This window comes from Pontibacter locisalis (assembly GCF_042684605.1).
Classification (GTDB): Bacteria; Bacteroidota; Bacteroidia; order Cytophagales; family Hymenobacteraceae; genus Pontibacter; species Pontibacter locisalis.
In genome coordinates this window covers 221,530-240,582 of the sequence record NZ_JBHULU010000021.1, presented here as the reverse complement: position 1 = coordinate 240,582, position 19,053 = coordinate 221,530, and the positions used below count along the sequence as shown (strand labels likewise).

10 protein-coding genes are annotated in these 19,053 nt (G+C 40.8%); all 10 read left to right on the top strand.

The annotated features are described in order from the left end of the window. Positions 1-15 precede the first annotated feature (15 nt). The 10 genes from ACFSRY_RS15025 (at position 16) to ACFSRY_RS14980 (ending at position 19,044) form a co-directional block, all read left to right on the top strand. Complete coding sequence (locus ACFSRY_RS15025) at positions 16-2,328, top strand: GumC family protein (RefSeq protein ID WP_377509399.1); 2,313 nt, start codon at positions 16-18, stop codon at positions 2,326-2,328. 170 nt (positions 2,329-2,498) lie between these two features. Further along, positions 2,499-3,002: a UpxY family transcription antiterminator gene (locus ACFSRY_RS15020; protein ID WP_377509396.1), complete on the top strand. Its 504-nt coding sequence runs from the start codon at positions 2,499-2,501 to the stop codon at positions 3,000-3,002. A 160-nt stretch (positions 3,003-3,162) separates the two neighbouring features. Continuing rightward, positions 3,163-4,269, top strand: coding sequence for a glycosyltransferase (locus ACFSRY_RS15015; protein ID WP_377509393.1), 1,107 nt, complete (start codon positions 3,163-3,165; stop codon positions 4,267-4,269). A gap of 44 nt (positions 4,270-4,313) precedes the next feature. Next, positions 4,314-5,636 carry a hypothetical protein gene (locus ACFSRY_RS15010; RefSeq protein WP_377509390.1) on the top strand — a complete coding sequence of 441 codons (1,323 nt, stop codon included), beginning with the start codon at positions 4,314-4,316 and terminating at the stop codon, positions 5,634-5,636. Positions 5,637-5,698: 62 nt separating this feature from the next. Continuing rightward, positions 5,699-6,571 carry a glycosyltransferase family 2 protein gene (locus tag ACFSRY_RS15005; protein ID WP_377509387.1) on the top strand — a complete coding sequence of 291 codons (873 nt, stop codon included), beginning with the start codon at positions 5,699-5,701 and terminating at the stop codon, positions 6,569-6,571. Positions 6,572-6,719: 148 nt separating this feature from the next. After that, positions 6,720-7,463: a WecB/TagA/CpsF family glycosyltransferase gene (locus tag ACFSRY_RS15000; protein WP_377509384.1), complete on the top strand. Its 744-nt coding sequence runs from the start codon at positions 6,720-6,722 to the stop codon at positions 7,461-7,463. A 63-nt stretch (positions 7,464-7,526) separates the two neighbouring features. Next, positions 7,527-8,642, top strand: coding sequence for a non-hydrolyzing UDP-N-acetylglucosamine 2-epimerase (gene wecB, locus ACFSRY_RS14995; RefSeq protein ID WP_377509381.1), 1,116 nt, complete (start codon positions 7,527-7,529; stop codon positions 8,640-8,642). 186 nt (positions 8,643-8,828) lie between these two features. Further along, positions 8,829-10,289, top strand: a complete 1,461-nt coding sequence (locus tag ACFSRY_RS14990; protein ID WP_377509378.1) for a lipopolysaccharide biosynthesis protein — start codon at positions 8,829-8,831, stop codon at positions 10,287-10,289. A gap of 245 nt (positions 10,290-10,534) precedes the next feature. Then, entirely contained in the window at positions 10,535-11,494 is a 960-nt protein-coding gene (locus tag ACFSRY_RS14985) for a glycosyltransferase family 2 protein (RefSeq protein WP_377509375.1), read from the top strand. Positions 11,495-12,072: 578 nt separating this feature from the next. Further along, entirely contained in the window at positions 12,073-19,044 is a 6,972-nt protein-coding gene (locus ACFSRY_RS14980) for a malectin domain-containing carbohydrate-binding protein (protein ID WP_377509372.1), read from the top strand. Positions 19,045-19,053: the final 9 nt, after the last annotated feature.

Here is a 19,053-nt window from a genome sequence, read left to right as displayed (position 1 = left end):
CAAGAAACTTGAATTATGGCTAAGTCTGAAGATAATCTTTTTGCTGCTCTTCTGTACAGGTACTTTCCTTACTGGCCTTTGTTTGCACTTCTACTTGTAATGTCAAGTGCAGTAGCGTGGGGCTATTTGACATATTATGCAGTTCCTTCCTATGATATAACAGCATCATTGCTAATAAAAGATGAGCAGAGGGGGGTGAATGATGCTAAGCTTACAGAATCTATCGATGCTTTTACTTCGAACAAAACTGTTGAAAATGAAATAAATATTATTCATTCTTATGCTTTAATGAAACTTGTTGTAGATGAGTTAAATCTTTATGCACCGGTTTATGAGGAGGACAAGTTTAAATCCATACCTGCCTATACATCATCCCCTATTACAATCAAGTTGAAAAACCCGGAAAGAGCGATTGAATATGGGCAGGTATATTTTACTTATGACAGTAGACAAAAGACTGTCAGCATAGATAACAGTAAGTATAAACTTAACACTTGGGTTGAGACACCATACGGTGAAATGATGTTTACAAAAAACAAGCAGTTCTTATACACTACTGAAAATCCTCTATATTTTTCAATCATCCAACCAAAAACGATTACAAATCAACTACTCAACCGTATTGTAATTCAAGCATCAGGTAAGCTATCCACCGTTATAGATATCAGACTATCCGATCCTATTCCACAAAGAGGAGAAGATATACTGAACGAATTAATCAAAGTATATACTAAAGCAGCAGTTGTTGAGAGAGATAAACTGGCAACAAATACACTTGCCTTCGTAGAGAACCGAATCAAACTTGTTGAGGAAGAGCTAAAGAATTTAGAAAATAGAGTTGTAGAATATAAATCAAAAAATGGAGCCGTAAATTTAAGTGAACAGAGTAAGTTATTCTTGCAAAATGTTGGTGAAAATGATCGTGCTATCTCTGGAATTAATTCACAGCTGGCTGTCCTCGATAAAGTAGAAAGTTATGTAATCTCCAAAAGTAATGCAGCAGGCATTGTGCCATCCACTTTAGGAATTAACGATCCTGTTTTATTGCAGTTGCTAGAGAAATTATATAATTCAGAAATTCAGTATCAGAAACTAAAGAAGATCACAGCTGAAAACAATCCTTTACTGGTATCTATCACAGATGAAATCGAGAGTATAAGACCTAGTATTCTCGAAAACATAAAAAATCATCGTACTAATTTATTGGCAAGTCGGGATAATTTGTCCTCAACTAGTAATAAATATACCTCTGAGCTACAAACTATACCCCAAAAAGAAAGAGAGCTACTAGAAATCAGTCGACAACAATTAATTAAAAATAATGCATACAGTTTTCTCCTCGAGAAGAGAGAAGAAACAGTACTCTCCTACGCTCCTAGCGCAGGAGATGTAAGAATAGTTGATTTAGCCGTTTCCTCTGTCCTGCCTACAAGTCCAAAGCCTTTATATATTTATTTGGTTGCTTTAGTAGGATCGTTTGTTGTTGGTTTTGTAATAATAATAGGCAAAGAACTACTGAACAGTAAACTCTTATTTCGTTCTGAGATTGAAAGTTTTACCCGTGCACCAATAGTGGCTGAACTAGCATATGTAAAGCAGTCTAAAGAAATATCTTTTAAAGAACCTACAGATGTTACCATAATTGAGCAGTTCCGGCAGCTGAGGGTAACAATGGGTTTGTACGGGCGAACTTTCACAAAGAAGAAAGTCATGGTTACCTCAAGTATACCCGGAGAAGGAAAGAGCTTCATCAGTACTAACCTAGCTTTCAGTCTTGCTGCATCAGGCAAGAAAGTAGCACTTCTGGACTTTGATCTGCGTAATCCTTATACATCAGCCTTTTTTGATCTTTATAAACAAAGTGGGATCATTGAGTATCTAAACTCAGAAATTGAACCAGCTGATATAGTCAGAACAACTCCTTTTAATAATCTATATACCATACCAGCAGGTGTTGATGTAGGAGATCACACTGAGTTACTATTAAATGGCAAATTAGAAGGGTTCTTTAAGTACCTGGAAAAAGAATTTGACTATGTAATTATTGATACTCCACCATTAGAACTTGTATCAGACGCTTACCTTCTAACAGAATACTGTGACATTACGCTTCTAGTAATGAGGCATGATTATACTCCTAAAGCTGTAGTACAGCGATTAGCTGAAACTAACAAAATAGAATCTCTTAATAATCCTGCCATAATTTTTAATGGTGTAAAGCTAAACGGGCTTGTAAAAAGCTTGTACGGCTATGGGTATGGATACGGCTATGGCAAAAAGTATGGTAACAAGAGCTACAGCACAAAGAGTGCAACTTCAAGAGCTTGAGAGTGATGTGTAGTTATACTATTACTGTGGTATAGCCATAAGAACAGAATCTCCTTACAAACTATCAAAGTTTTGTATCAAGTGATTCTTCATTCAACCAGTTACAGTGTGTGACTGAGGGAGGCGAAGCCGTATAGAAAGATTTATGAAATTAAAAGTATGTAAAGGGTATGAGTGAAAAATGGTATGCTGTGTACACAAAGCCGCGCTGGGAGAAGAAAGTAGCTGAGTCTCTTGCAAAAAGGAGTTTTGTGTGTTATTGTCCTCTTAATAAAGTTGTAAGACAATGGAGTGATAGAAAGAAAACTGTTTTGGTGCCACTTTTCAATTCTTATGTATTTGTTTTTTTAACTAAACAGCAAATAGGTGAGTTAAAGAAAATTGATGGTATACTTCAAGTTGTCACCTGGCTTGGACAACCAGCTGTCATCAAAGATGAAGAAATAGCCACTATAAAACGTTTTCTTAATGAGTATGAAAATATACAGGTTGAAAAGACTACAATAAATATTAACGACAGTATAAAGATTACTAATGGTCTTCTTACTGATACGGAAGGTACTGTAGTTGCAACAAAAAATAACATGATCAAAGTTGCCCTACCATCCCTTGGTTATACATTATTCGCAGAAGTTGACAGAATAAATATAAAAAAAGTAACTGCAGAGATATAAGCAGAAATCATTCAGTTATATAGTCTATCGAGAAAAGGTTATTCTTATCTCACTTCCTCGAGTGCAACTTGTCCATTGACAACTAAAAATACCATAATAAGGATTCTCCATTTTGTTACTTAACTAACCTTATAGCTTTAGCAAAATAATATCTTTTAATATGAAAATAGCTTTTTTTTACAGAAGACTAGATCAGGGAGGTATACAACGTGTAATATTAAACAGTGCGGAGTACTTTTCACGTCAAGGACATGATGTTAGCATTATTCTCATGAAAAAAGAAGGGGAATATTTAGATATCATTGATCCTTCAATAAAGATTATCCCCTTCAAGAGTTCAAAAAAAATAAGCTTGTATGCATCTTTCAAAGAAATTCTCTTACAGGAAAACTTTGATATACTTTTCACTGCCTCACCACCGCTAAATATTTTTGCTGTACTGTCTAAACTGATGATGAAGACTAAAACAAAAATAGTTATTTCAGAGAATAACAACACAGTGTCTCTTTTCGGGCAGAATAGAAAACTAACAATCACAAAACTCACTTTTTTTGGGATACCCTTATTTTATAGGTTTGCTGATAGTATAGTTGCTGTCTCAGAGGGTATATCTCACAATTTATCTTCTTTAGCATTGTTGCCGAAACACAAAATTGACACTATTCACAATCCAGCCTATACTAATCAATTACTCACTCAAATGAATGATGAGGTAAATCATCCATGGATATTAGATAAGAAGGAACCTGTCATCATAAATGTAGCTCGCTTAGCTAAGGCAAAAAATCAAAAACTGTTGATCAATGCATTTGCTAACGTATTGAAAAAAAGAAAGGTAAAACTATTGATCGTAGGAGAAGGACCATTGAGAGAAGTACTTCAGGAGGAAATCAATAGACTTGATCTAAAGGAACATGTTGATCTTGTTGGCTTTCAAATAAATCCAGTAGCATGGGTTGCCAAGTCAGATTTGTTTGTTTTGTCTTCAGATTTCGAAGGGTTTGGAGTTGTGTTAGTAGAAGCTTTAGCAACAGGTATTACAGTAGTTACAACAAAATGTAATTATGGTCCTTCTGAGGTAGTTAACAATGGTGAATTTGGATATTTAGCCGCAGTAGGTAGTGAAGAAGACTTATCAAATAAAATTTTACATGCACTGGATTTCCCCTTACCCAAAGAAAATCAGATAAAAAGAGCTAAGGATTTTCATGTAGATACTATTATGCAAAAGTACAGTGATCTTTTTACAAGCCTGACAGCTGTTTAAGTCTACTGTTTTTCACTCTCTGTTACAGAAGTCAGCCGATTTAAATGAAGTTTTTTAAAAACTATATCATTTTAATATTACTTCTAGCTATAGTCATGAATTGGGTAGTAGAAGGAAGTGATATGATGGGCAAGGCCGACATGAACCTAGGTCTTCTACCAAAATTCTCCATAATAGTCATAGAGGGTTTACAAGTAGCTATGCTTGTTCTCATTATATTAATCTTCAAAGAAGTAAATTTCATTACAGCTACTGTAATTTGTGTCGCTCTTTTTTGTCTTCTTCAATATGGTGTTTTGAAAGCCCTAGGTGCTCATACAAGTATATTAATATCTGGAATAAGGTACTATTTTTCCTTTTTACCCCTCTTTTTATTAAGCTATCTGTTAGCTTTCAAAAACATCTCTATTAAAAGGGAATTTAATTGGCTTTTAGCCTTAATTCTCCTACAGATTCCGGTTTCAATTTACCAATATTTAAATGCATCGAAGATAAAATTGAACAGCTATCAGCTACTATTTGATATGATTTCCGGAACTATGGGAGGTATAGCTCCTAACCTGATGTCATTAGTAATTGGGTTGGGTTTACTTTATTTCCTGATAAAGCTGTTTGAAAAAAAAGAATATAAATATTTAATAATATCACTGTTACTACTTAGTCCCTCAATCTTAGCAGAGGCCAAAGGGATGCTACTTATTATCCTTATACTACTAGCTTATCTGGCATTCATTTTCAAGTTTAATCTTCAAAGGATACTTGTGTTGGGAGTTGTTGCCATAATGATGATAGCTGGTTTTTCCTACACCTATACCTTACTTGGCTATGGCGACACACTAAGTGCATCTTTCTTAATTGATTATGCTAGTAGCGAATCAGGAAAAGGTCGCTTATCAAGAGTTGACTCAGTAATCTATAGTTTCTCGCTCCTGTCTGACAATAATACTCTTCCCTTAGGAATGGGTATAGGTAACGCAAACAAAAGTCCCTTGAATCATCATGGACAGTTTTATGATTTTTTTACGATTAGACATAGTATTGATATTTTTATCACTGAAACAGGATTACTTGGTATTACCTTCTTATCATTTGTGCTTATAAAAATGATAACAATAGCTCATTCTTTGACTAAAGAAGATATTATAAATGAAGATGAATTAATTATAGTACGGGTTTTCTTAGGCTCAATTTTCATGTTCATTTTTGGGCTTTTTTGGGTGGATGTACTCTTCCGTATACAGTTTATGTACCCTTTTGGCATGTTGGCTGGCTATGTGTTAGGCATATACCATAGAACTAAACAAGAGCATAAATTCATTCCTAGTAAAGCATCATTAGTAAAATATCAAACTTCTATGATAAAATGACAATATAACAAATTACTTCTTTACCTAACGGCAATCTCCTTATACTTAATTTTCATTAACATATGAAGCTATTAATAATTACACCATTCAAGAATGAGGAGGATTCTATAACCCAGACCATAGATTCCATTAATAAACAAACCACTAAACCAGAAGGCTGGATTCTAGTTGATGATAACTCCACAGATACTTCACCTGGAATAGTGAAGCACTATAGCCAAAGGATTGACCACTTCCATTACTTTTTAAAAGAAAATGAAGGAGCCAGAGCTACGGGGAAAAATGTTATTGATGTGTTCAACTTTGGTCTTTCAAAAGCTAAAGAGTTAGGTATAGAATGGGATGTTGTTCTAAAACTTGATGCTGATCTTGTTATAGAACGAGTTGACTATCTAGAGTTTATACTAAATAAGTTTAAACAGTACCCTGCTTTGGGAATTGCTAGTGGAACAACCTATGTATTACATGATGGGAAGAAAGTAGTAGAGTCTAAACATAAATGGCATACACAAGGACCGAATAAGTTTTACAGGAAAGAATGTTTAGAGGCAATTGGCGGACTTAAACCCTTCAAAGGATGGGATGGTATAGATAATGTTTTAGCCAGACACCATGGTTTTATTACTGAGAAGTTCTTTGAACAACCTATTTGGCACCTCTATCCTACGCAAACCCGCAGTACTGAAGGTGGTTTCAACAAAGGAATAATAAGAGAGGCAATCAGCTATCAAAACAGGAGTTATCCTTTCTATATGTTTCTGTTGAAGGCTGTAAAGTTAGCAAAAGCAAGAAAGGGTATATCAGCATTAATCTTTCTTTTTTATGGCGTAAAACTCAAAGTATTCACCAAGCCACTAGTCACTAAAGAAGAAGGAAAAATCGTTCGTGAATTTCTTAAACAGAGGTTCTTAAATGGATTTAAATACACTTCCTGAAAACCTCAGTATCTAAAGAGTTGGCTATAACTTCTTATTCACTATTATTTTTTACCCTGCAAGCAACAGAGAATGCTTTATTCATTAAACTCTGTTCCTACAACTGCTCATCTTTTACCTTTTATTTACCACTCATTTAAAATGGATTATGCTATTTGGATATAACGTTTACTTAAAAAACAGGAACAGTCTGATTGCAGAACTAAAACAGAGGATTTCTGAAGGCAAATTGTCTACCATTATTTCTCTCAACACTCTCAAACTGCACCAAGGTGCAAAAAGAAGGGAACTAAGAGAACTCTTCCAGGCTGGCACCCACACCATTCCTGATGGTCAATCAATTGTTTTTGCAGAATACCTTGTCCACGGCAACAAAATCTCTTCAATATCTGGTGCAGAACTAATGGTTGAGTTAATTAAGGAGTCGAGCAGGGAAGGTTATAAAATATTCTTTCTTGGATCACCAGAAGAGTTACTAGGTAAGGTAAAAGAAAAGATCAATTGCGATTATCCATCACTGGTTGATAATATTAGCTTTCAACACGGGTACTATGATGTAAAAGATGAGCAAGAAGTAATTGACAGAATTGCCTCTTTCAGTCCTGATTTTCTTTTTGTAGCCTTTGGATCCCCTAGAAAGGAAGAATTTATTATAAAATACAGCAGCATGCTTAATGCAAAAGTAATCATGGGCGTTGGAGGAAGCTTTGAATACTTCGTTGGTGATGTAAAACTTGACCGTTTATCTAAGAAATTAGGCTTACGATGGTTCATGAGAACTATCCAAGACCCTAAAAGATTGGCAAAACGATACGCTATTTGTAACACATATTTTCTTTTTGCTCTCTTAAAAGAAATCATAAAGAAAAGAACGCAGCAAATGGGATTCTAAATTTTGATGATAGTATAGAAGTCCCATTTATAACTTCTAAAAAGCACTTTAGAAACAAAACCTATGAACATAACAATCGTTGCAGGAGCCCGTCCTAACTTCATGAAAGTTGCTCCGATCATTAAAGCTATTGAAAGAGTTAATAAATCAGAAAAAATAATTTCATTCAGGTTAATTCATACTGGCCAGCATTATGACAGTAAAATGTCTGGAAACTTCTTTGAAGAACTTGGTATACCTGAGCCAAATGCAAACTTAGAGGCAGGAGGCGGAACTCAGGCAGAACAGACTGCGGCAATTATGGTAAGGTTTGAGAAGGAGTTGATGGAAAATCGGCCTCAAATTGTATTAGTTGTAGGAGATGTTACATCTACCATGGCCTGCTCAATCACTGCCAAGAAGCTTAATATAGAAGTGGTACACATAGAAGCTGGCATTCGATCAGGGGACTTAAGTATGCCTGAAGAAATAAACAGGATGGTTACAGATAGTATCACAGATCATTTCTTCACAACATCTGAACATGCCAATGAAAACCTGCTAAAAAATGGTGTTCCACAGAACCGAATACACTTCGTGGGAAACACCATGATTGACACGTTAATGGCTAATTATGATAGATTGAAGAATCCGAACATCAGCGTTAACGGAAAAGCTCTAGAAGCTAAAGGTTATTTCACACTAACATTACACAGACCTTCCAATGTAGACCAGGAAAACCAGTTCATCGAGATTATGGATGCTATTTTAGATGGTACAGGTGATTATCCAATAGTATTCCCTGTGCACCCCAGAACAGCTAAGCTCCTTGAGAACCTAAACATCAAAGATCCTCGTCTATGCTTTGTGGAACCGCTCTCTTACTTAGAGTTTAATTTCCTTGTAAAAAATTCCAAAGGTGTAATAACAGATTCTGGAGGAATAACAGAAGAAACTACTGTAATGGGAATACCCTGCCTAACTCTCAGAAACAACACAGAAAGACCAGAAACAATTACAGTTGGTACTAATGAATTGGCAGGAACAGATCCTGACAAAATCAGAGCTTACTTAAGGCAAATAGTTAAAGGTGAGTGGAAGGAAGGCAGTATCCCTCCTTTATGGGACGGGAAAGCGGCAGATAGGATTGTGGCAAGCCTACTAAGAATATATGTTGAAAAGCTATCCTCAGTTTATTAAAACGATATTACACATTTGAAAGGCTTAGGTATGAAACTACCTCTCCTCATTTAGAATTTATAACATATTGCTAATGCTTATGCTTTACCAAAAGCAGTCCTCAGAATCATACCATTCAACTTTTCTGGCATATGTCATAATACCTGCATAACCTGGAGTAGAAACTTATGTTACAAGTAAACATTTATGGAACCGAAGAAACTAAAGGGTAAGATTATTAGCGGAATTATCTGGAGTTCTATCGAATTACTAATAAGTAGAGTTTTCGCCTTTGCTATAAAGCTGGTGCTGGCGAAGCTGTTATTTCCTGAGCAGTATGGTTTAGTAGGTATGGCGATTGTTTTCACCAGCTTCGTACAAGTTTTCAATGATATAGGCATTGGAGCTGCACTGATCCAACGAAAGGATAGCAGCCTTAGAGATGTGCATTATGACACAGCTTTTTGGACGGGTGTAGTTTGGGCAATAGCTATGTATTTAATCATTTTCTTCATTGTTGCCCCGCTCGCAGCTGCTTTTTATAATGAGCCACAGATCCGTGACATAGTGCGGATACTCAGTCTAGGAGTATTGTGCAGCCCTGTTAACCTTGTGCATAAGGCTCAGCTTTCAAAAAAAATGAATTTTAAGAAGCTGGCACTAATCGAAAATACTTCATCTATAGTTGCTGGTATATTGGCAGTGGCACTGGCTTTTATGGGTTTTGGCGTGTGGGCTTTAGTTTTTAATACCCTTGCCCCACTGGTTATAGCCATTCCACTATATTTTAAAGCAACCAAATGGCAACCAAAGTTACAATGGGAAAGGCAGGCTTTTAAGGATGTTTTTGGTTTTGGTATTTACACCACAGGTACAAACTTCTTAACTGTCCTGATGTCAAGTATTGATTACCTGCTCATTGGTAAACTTGTAAGTGCCTCCGCACTTGGTGTATATACACTCGCTTTTATGCTTACTGATACATTCAGAAATCAATTGACTAAAATGATTAACAAGGTTATGTATCCAGTTTATGGGCAGAACCAGCATGACCCTGGCATCCTTCAACGGATGTATTTTAAAGTTGTAAAGTACAATAGTATTGCCTTGTACCCTGTTATGACTTTCCTAATAGTCCTTGGAGAACCTTTTATTTTGGGCTTCTTCGGAGCTAAGTGGGTTGAGTCTGTTCTTCCGTTAAAAATACTTGCCTTCTCTGTAATGATACATTTACTTGTAAACAGTCATGCTGTACTACTTAGAGGTTTAGGAAAACCTAAGATTGAAATGCGCATGCAGTTTATTAAATCAACTCTTTATGTACCAACAATTATGCTAGGTGTATATTGGTATGGAATAGTTGGAGCTGCGTTAGCCTATGTTCTTAACAAAGTACTTGAAGTGGCAATTGCACAGTATTATTTAAAGAAGTATTTAAATGTAACATTAATAGATCTTTTCACAGCTGTTAGCCCGCCTTTGGTAGCTAGTTTATTTGCAGCTGCAATTAGTTTCTTACTTGAAAACTCTGGAGTTCATTATCTAATAAACGTGATAGCTTTAGTTTCTAGTTATGGCCTTATTATCTGGTTTATGATGAAAGCCGAGTTGATCGGTCAGGTTAAAGGGGTACTAAAACTTACAAAAAAGAAAACAGTTAATCCTTAACAGTCCTCTGTTTTTTAAGCTATACCAACAATAGTACCTTAACAAAAAATGCATTAGCTGGCTTATTTTAAACCAGATTAGCTAAAGGCAGCATACAGTTAAGTTCTTATATTCTTCTATGTTCATAATGCACTTAGATGGTGACATAATCATAAAGGATTTCATGAACAAAACAAGTAGGATAAACTTATAAGGTATAATCAGATAAAATTTCTAGTGTCAAATAAACTTATAAATCTGTAATCATGAGTTCCAACTTTTCGGTGATAATACCTGTGCACAACAAGCTGCCCCATCTAGAAAGATCAATTTCATCTGTGCTTAACCAAACGTTACCTGATTTTGAACTCATTCTTGTTGATGATGCATCAACAGATGGGTCGTCGGAAAAGCTTTTAGAATTCCAGGATCCAAGAATAAAGCTACTTAAGAGAGATATTCCAGGTCCTGGTGGTTATGCGGCACGTAATCTTGGGATTAAAAATGCATCGTATGATTGGATATGCTTTTTAGATGCTGATGATGAGTGGGAAACAGATGTGTTAGAAACAATCTGTAATATAATGAGCAATGATACTTCTGTAGATGTTTTATGCTGGGGATGGATGAATGTGAAGGATGGTACCATGTACAAAGACAAGTATTCAACTAAGTATCAAAATGAGCCAATTAGGAAATACACCTTAACCGATTTCTTTAAACAGCCTCAACCTATGTGGACAGGTAGCATATCTATGAAAAAAGAGCTACTTGAGAAGGCGGGAGGCTTCCCCGAGGAAGGATTCAAAAGAGGGGGCGATATGGATACATGGATAAGATGCCTCTGGCATAGCCATAAAAATCTAAGACTTACGAGGTCAATGACTTACTATCACCTCGATTCTGTGAACATGGTAACTAATTCCATAGAGAAAGATATATCATTTTCATTTTCCGTTTTCGTAGAGTACATCTTACAGAACACTCACGATAAGAAGCTTATAAAGACTATCAGAAAATTTCAGAATAGACGTATTTATACCGTTTTAAGAGAAAGGGTAAATCAAGGGAAGGGTATAGATTACGACTTGCTATTCAAGATGAACAGAACCTTTACTTTTTATTATCTCTCAATGAAGCTTCATCTAAAAAGATTATTTATTGAGACAAAATCATCTAAAATATTTCCACGAATTAATAGCAACATCAGAGGGCACGCGAACTGAGGCAAGTCGCTTTTACCCTCTCTCCGTATGATAGCTATTGCAGTGAAACTGTACGTTAAAGGCTATAATTTATCTTATACTGAAAGCACACTTCAGTTAATAAACTTCACGTTCCCCTTCTTTTATCAAGCAAAAGACATCTCTGCTACAATGTCCTCCCAAGACAATATAGTTGTAAGCATATGTCATTTCTCATATATCTAAAGGAATCCACCTCCCATTGCCTAATCCTGGGCAACAAATTAATTATTCTAACCAGCAGTTAATACCTACATTATAGATAATAATTTAAAAACATGTCTATGTTACACTTCTTCAATTTTAGTTCATTTATAAAGTAAGTAAACATGCAATTTTTCCATGTAGACTTAAAGAAGCTTTTTTAGAAAATAACGTAAAACATTATATGTGATATTATAATATTTTTTTGAACATAATTTTGACACTGTTTTATAAAAATCATATAGAATATTAATAAATAAACCAGATAAAGCTATTGCTGATTAGATACAGTAGGATGAGAAAAATCAACCTAATTAGCCACTCCCTATTTTAATAACCCTCCAAACCGATTACCTATGAAAAAGACTTATACTTATTTACCTTACTATAAGTGTTCATCAAAATCAGAGTTTAAGGCTTTGATGTCCGTAACTTTTCTATTTATACTTGCGGTATTCCCTGCTCAAGTATTAGCTAAAGTTGATGCTGCAGCGGTTATACAGGATAACTCAGGGAGTTTTAGTACCATTTCCTGGTCTACTGCTGCTAGTCAACCTTATTCTGTTAGTGAAGCGCAGGGGGAAGTAGTAAATGGAAAGCTATACACCTTTGGGGGATTTGATAGTCAAAAAGCCTGCTGTACTCCGACCAGCCGGGCTTATGTTTATGACCCTGCAGCAAATAACTGGTCTGCTATAGCCTCTATGCCTCCTATGAACGGCACCAGTTATGGAGGAGTAACGCATGCAGGTTTCACGAACGATGGTAAGGATATTTACTTTGCAGGCGGTTATACATCTAATTCAACAGGAACAGGTCAAATATTCGGCACAAAAGAAGTGTGGAAGTATATCGTTGGTGAGAATCGCTATGTGCGTTTGCCTGATCTTCCTATCGCTATTTCTGCAGGCCAGCTTGAGTATTTAAATGGCAAATTGTATCATATTGCCGGTTCCAACACTTCGCGTACGATTGACTTAGGAAACCTGTATGTTTTAGATTTAAATAATCTTGCCTCCGGATGGCAGACATTGGCTTCACTGCCGAACCCAAGGCAGCATGCTGGATCAGCAGTATATGAGGGTAAAATCTACTATATAGGAGGACAGACTGGGCACGACGACCATCTAACTGCACAGAAAGAAGTACACCGTTATGATCCGGTAACAAACAGTTGGAGCAAAATGGCAGACCTCCCCGTGCCGTCAGGGGCTACTGGACGTGGCCACATATCCTCTTCTGTGGTTATAGTTGGAACACGAATCCTGGTACTAGGCGGGGAAACAGTACATAAGACAGGTCGTACCAATATGGTTTCGGCATACTCACCTGCAACAAATACCTGGGAGAACCTAACTCCATTACCTCAAAGCCGCTTTTCTGGAGTTGCTGGAGTAATGGGAGGAAACATTTATTATACTGGAGGTTCAAATACAAGCACAACATACAAAGGAACCCCGGAAGGCGTAACCAATATTCAGCAAACAGTTAATTCATTCACTTTGATTAATGCTGATACAGACCAAGATATACAAACCCTTACTAATGGTGCTACCCTTAACTTAGCAGCATTGCCAACAAAGAACCTTAACATTCGCGCTAATACAAGTCCAGAAACAGTAGGAAGTGTAGTAATGGAGTTAACAGGTGCACATACTAGAACGGTTACTGAAAATATTGCTCCATATACTCTTTTCGGAGACAACAATAACTGGGACTATTATAGTTGGACTCCGGCTGTTGGTAGTTATACCTTAAAAGCTACACCTTACTATGCATCTAACGGAACAGGCACTGTTGGTTCAGCGCTAAACATCAGTTTTACAGTATCTGATGAATCCACTACACCTCCACCGACAACAACGGCCGCTAAACTCATTAACTCAGGCGGCAGCCAGTTCATCGACGGCCAGGCGCGTACCTGGTCGGCCGACGCCGGCTTCTCGGGCGGAGTGGCCTCCTCTAAATCTTTCGATGTTGTCGGCACCACCGACGACGCCCTCTACCTGAGCTACCGCCACGCTGACCTCGGCGCCCCCTTCAGCTACAGCGTACCGCTGAGTGCAGGCACCTACACCGTCAGGCTCCACTTCCTGGAGCCCTGGTACGGCGCCCCCGGCGGCAGAACCGGAGCAGCCGGCAGGCGCGTCTTCCACGTGGACGTGGAGGGCCAGCGGGTGCTCTCTGACTACGACATCTTCGCCGAGAGCGGGGCGGCCACCGCGGCCGTGAAGACACTGGAGGGCGTCTCCGTCGCCGACGGCACCCTCAACATCGACTTCACCTCCCTCAGGGACAACGCCATCATCTCGGCCATCGAGATACTGGGGGGAACAGCGACAAACCTCAACACCCTTCTTTTCACACCTAATTCGTCGACAGTGAACCTGCCGGTAGGCCAGCAGAAGGAACTGAAGGTGAACCTCAACAACTCTGATGAGGACCCAGTGACCGTGCAGTTAATAGCTACGGAAGGAACTACCTCAAGTGCCCCAGCCTGGCTGCTGTACAATGGTAAAACACTTTCCAGTACAAACAACGCAACCTTTGCCTTGGGCACATCAGGCAATGAAGTGCTCTTCACAGTTGATGCCAGTTCCCTTGCCCCAGGCACCTACACGGCCACAGTCACTGCCTCGGCCGCAGGCTACACCTCTGCAGAGCTGCTGGTAACCTTGCAGGTGGCCACCTACGAGGAAAGCCTCAGGCCGTACGTGACAGCAGTGCGCCCGGCAGACGGCTCTATCAGTGTGCCTTTGAGCCAGTCTGTATCCGTGGACGTGGCCTACCCGAGCGGCAAGTCCTTGGACGGCAACACGGTCACCACCTCCACCGTGAAGCTCTACAAGGTCTCCGGCACCACCAAGACGGAGGTGACCGGCACGGCCGTGAACGCCACGGCGGCCGGTGACGCCATCACCCTATCGGCCACGCTTGCCGTGAACACCACCTACGAGTTCAGTGTCAGCGACCAGGTAAAAGATCTGAATGGCTATATGATGAAGCCGTTCACCTCGCGCTTCACCACCATCACCTCGACAAGCGACACCCCAACGGACCTGACGGGGGTTTCCTTCACCGAGCAGATTTTGGTAGACAACACCTTTGGCACGGACGGCTTTACCTCACTGGTTATCGGTCCGGACAGTAAGCTGTATGCAACCACCTCCGGTGGCAAGATTGAGCGCTGGGACATCAAAGTTGACGGCACCCTCTCAAACCACATGACCATCTCACCTTTCGGGTCTACAAGGCGCCTGCTCATCGGCCTGCGCTTCGATCCCTCGGCCACGGCCAGCAACCTCATCGCCTGGATCAGCCACTCCTCGCCTGCGTTCGCCGACGCACCAGAGTGGAGCGGCAAGATCTCGCGCGTGAACCTGACCAACCCTTCCAGCCCTCAGGTGACGGATTACGTGATTAACCTTCCTCGCTCCACCAAGGACCACGCCACCAACAGCATTGACTTCGGACCGGATGGCGCCCTTTACTTTGTGCAGGGCGGCAACACAGCTATGGGGGCTCCGGACGGAGCTTGGGGCTATAGGACAGAGAAGCTGTTGTCGGCGGCGGTGCTGCGGCTGGACATTGCCAAGGCAGCGCAGCAGTCGCTACCCATCAACGCCAAGACAGAAGAGGGAGGCTCTTACAATCCCAAGTCTACAAGTGCTCCCCTGACCATCTACGCCACTGGCATCCGCAACGCCTATGACCTGGTATGGCACTCGAACGGACAGCTGTACGTGCCCACCAATGGGTCAGCTGCGGGCGGCAATACGCCAGGGCTGAAGTCCGGCAGCGTGTGGTCCAACGGGCAAACATATACTGGGCCTGACGTGCCGGCCATGACAGACGTGCGGGACACGCAGAGCGATTACCTATTCCGCGTGGTGAAGGGCGGCTACTACGGCCATCCTAACGTGCTGCGCAACGAATATATAATGAACGGGGGCAACCCTACCTCGGGCACAGACCCAGGCGAGGTAATCTGGACGGCGGGCGGAAAAACCTACGGCTACCCCGTGGGAACGCCTAAGGAGCCGAACCACAAAGGCTGGGCCTACGACTTCGGTCTGAACAAATCTCCTAACGGAGTGATCGAGTACAGGAGCAGCGCCTTCGGGGGCAAACTGAGCGGTAAGCTGCTGGTGTGCCGCTTCAGCGGCGGCGACGATATCATGGTGCTCGAACCGGGGACTTCCAACCTGGACATCATCCGCGCCACTGAGGGCTCCGCGGTGCCGGGCCTGCGCCGCCCCTTCGCAAACCCGCTCGACGTGATCGAGGACGTGCGCAACGGCAACCTCTATATCTCTGAGTACTTTGACGGCAACGGCGACGGGCAGCCGCGCATCACGCTGCTTAAGGCTACAGATCCAGGCACACTGCCACCGACAGCAACGGCCGCTAAGCTCATCAACGCCGGCGGACCGCAGTATACCGACAGCCAGTCGCGCACCTGGGCGGCCGACGCGGGCTTCTCAGGCGGGGTCACCACCTCCAAGTCCTTCGAGGTGGCCGGCACCACCGACGACGCCCTCTACCTGACCTACCGCTATGCGGCAAGCGGGGCACCCTTCGGCTACTCCGTCTCCCTGCCCTCCGGCACCTATACAGTTAAACTCCACTTCATGGAGCCATACTTTGGCGCTCCCGGCGGCGGCACCGGAGCAGCCGGCAGGCGCGTCTTCCACGTGGACGTAGAGGGCCAGCGGGTGCTCTCTAACTACGACATCTTCGCAGAGAGCGGGGCGGCTACCGCGGCCGTGAAGACCTTTGAGGGCGTCTCCGTCGCCGACGGCACCCTCAATATCGACTTCACCTCCCTTAAGGACAACGCCATCGTCTCGGCCATCGAGATATTAGAAGGAACTGTAACAAACCCAGGAGATGATACAACGCCGCCTGTTGTGGCTGTTGTATTGACAGGTAGTGTTCAGTCACCTGGTGTGTATGCAAACGAAGTCACAGTCTCAGTTGATGCTTCAGATAATGGTGGTTCAGGAATAGCTTCAGTCCAGTATAGCCTGAACGGCGGGGCCTATATTAATTATACCTCACCTGTAAGACTCACACAACTTGGCGATTATACTGTGCGAGCTAAAGCGGTTGATAATAACAATAATGAAACGATTACCGGGGTAACTAATTTTAAAATTGTAAAAGCTACTCAGAATGATACCTATATGGTACTCCAAAACACTGATGGGTTTCCTGCAGATGATCGTTTAACTTTCTCACTTATTCAAACACCGTGGCGAAGAACAGATCCAGTTACACCATATAATGAGAACCATAGTAAAGTTACTTTAAAGATTAGCAACAAAGGAAAAAACACGCTTACCGTCAATAGTTTATCTTTATCAAATTCAGCAAGCTGGAAAATTGCTCAACTCAATGGTAACAGTTACAGTAGCTCGTCATTGCCTCTAAGCATAAGCCCTGGTGCATCGGCAGAAGCTGTAGTAGAATTCATTGCCAAAGATCAGGCTACCAGGGTGAAAGTGCTCAATGACACGCTCTACATTAGTTCTAATGATGATAAAACGCCTTACAAAAAAGTAGTTTTACATGGTTTATGGCAAAGTAAAGGAGAGGGTAACAATGAACCTTATGCAAAGGAAATTATAAGTGCATTCGGGTTGAAAAGCAATGTAGGTTTTAGTAGTAATGATGGTACCAACGATGGTAACAGTATTGTATCTAACTCTGATGAGGTGGCTGTCTCCTTCTTTGTAAGAGCTGATTTAAGCAGACCTGTTACGGTCGTTCAACTGGCTGCATATCATGGATGTTGCTCTGCAACAGAAACAATCCGCAGGTACGACAAAGCGAGTCAAACAGAAACGACTATCTTTACTCATGACCCCTTATATGGACAGTCGTTACTGCCTCTTAAAAATGGGACTACAGAGGTAGCTAAAGGCTCATTCTCACCTGGCACTAGCTCCAGCAACCCTAATGGTGCCTTTGGCTTGAGAGTTCATAAGCAATACACTGATCGAACAAGGAATTCAGAAGGTAAAATTGGTCTCCGTATATGGAAGGCAATAGACAATAACGGCAATGTAATTCCGAATGCCTACATTGTTGGACACGATTATATTGGTTCCGACTTTACTAACTATGATTACCAGGATAACGTTTATTTTATAAGTAATGTGAAGCCTGAGTCTGGTTCTGCGAATTATCCAATACTGTCTGCTACACCTTCGGCAGCCTCTCTAGGATCTGTTGTAATAGGAGCGAGCAAAACCACGACAGTTAAACTTTCCAACGCAGGTACTTCCAGTGATCCATTGGTACAGATCAAAAGCGCTGCAATTGTAGGTCCGAATGCTGATGAATTCAGCGTTACAGGTGTAGTAGGAACTACATTGGCAACACAGAACTATATTAACGCAACTGTAAAATTCATGCCGAAGAGCCAGGGAATCAAGAACGCCGCTTTGCTAGTCTATTACAACAGCTCTGACTCACCGCTGCGAATTCCACTCTATGGAATAGCAGATAACTCTACCTCAGTTATAACGGCTGTGAAAAGGATAAAAGGCGGCTCAGATAATTCTGTGAACATAGCTGGCAACACCTGGGAGTCTGATGCATCTTATAGGCAGGGGTCAATAAAGCTTGACAAGCAGATAGTAGCTGGTCCTATTTCCTGCACAGATGACGATCTGTTGTATCAAACTTATTTATCAGCAGCGAGCGATCTGGCAGAGACTCGTTATTCCATTCCTATACCAAACGGCCAATACATGGTACGAATGCATTTTGTAGAGAACTATTTCCCTATGAATGGAGCAAGAGTCTTCCATACCACAATAGAAGATCAGTTGAGGCTTCCGAATTTTGATATCCACAACGAGGTTGGCTACAGGTCTGCCTTAGTGAAAGACTTTGTAGTAGGCGTGACGGATGGGAACATGAATATTAAATTTAATCCGACTGTTAATAGGGTTGCAATAGCCGGTCTGGAAATATTTAAAGCTTCCTCTTCGGTGAGTACCACTTCTCAAAGTTCTCTAAGCTCTATAGAAAGCCAAAAGATAGCTACTACTGAGCGCACTTTGAAAGTATTCCCTAACCCTATAAACTCAGGATCAAAATTCTATATTGAAGTGAATAATTTAGAAAAGAATGAAGATCTTGTCATCACTATGCATGATATAACAGGTCGCCTAATAGCCTCATTAGCAGCCAAAACTGACGATTTGGGTTTCTGTAGTAAAGAAATCATACTTGACAAGTCTTTAACTCGTGGGGTATATCTAATTCGTGTGGTGGCTCCTTCCGGTGTCATGGATACAAAACTGATCGTTAATTAATATCACAAC

Bases quoted from the DNA above. Each gene is read 5' to 3' on its own strand.
- ACFSRY_RS15010 (WP_377509390.1), top strand. From the start codon at position 4,314: ATGAAGTTTTTTAAAAACTATATCATTTTAATATTACTTCTAGCTATA.
- ACFSRY_RS15020 (WP_377509396.1), top strand. From the start codon at position 2,499: ATGAGTGAAAAATGGTATGCTGTGTACACAAAGCCGCGCTGGGAGAAG.
- ACFSRY_RS15015 (WP_377509393.1), top strand. From the start codon at position 3,163: ATGAAAATAGCTTTTTTTTACAGAAGACTAGATCAGGGAGGTATACAA.
- ACFSRY_RS15025 (WP_377509399.1), top strand. From the start codon at position 16: ATGGCTAAGTCTGAAGATAATCTTTTTGCTGCTCTTCTGTACAGGTAC.
- ACFSRY_RS15005 (WP_377509387.1), top strand. From the start codon at position 5,699: ATGAAGCTATTAATAATTACACCATTCAAGAATGAGGAGGATTCTATA.
- ACFSRY_RS14990 (WP_377509378.1), top strand. From the start codon at position 8,829: ATGGAACCGAAGAAACTAAAGGGTAAGATTATTAGCGGAATTATCTGG.
- ACFSRY_RS14985 (WP_377509375.1), top strand. From the start codon at position 10,535: ATGAGTTCCAACTTTTCGGTGATAATACCTGTGCACAACAAGCTGCCC.
- ACFSRY_RS14980 (WP_377509372.1), top strand. From the start codon at position 12,073: ATGAAAAAGACTTATACTTATTTACCTTACTATAAGTGTTCATCAAAA.
- ACFSRY_RS15000 (WP_377509384.1), top strand. From the start codon at position 6,720: ATGCTATTTGGATATAACGTTTACTTAAAAAACAGGAACAGTCTGATT.
- wecB (WP_377509381.1), top strand. From the start codon at position 7,527: ATGAACATAACAATCGTTGCAGGAGCCCGTCCTAACTTCATGAAAGTT.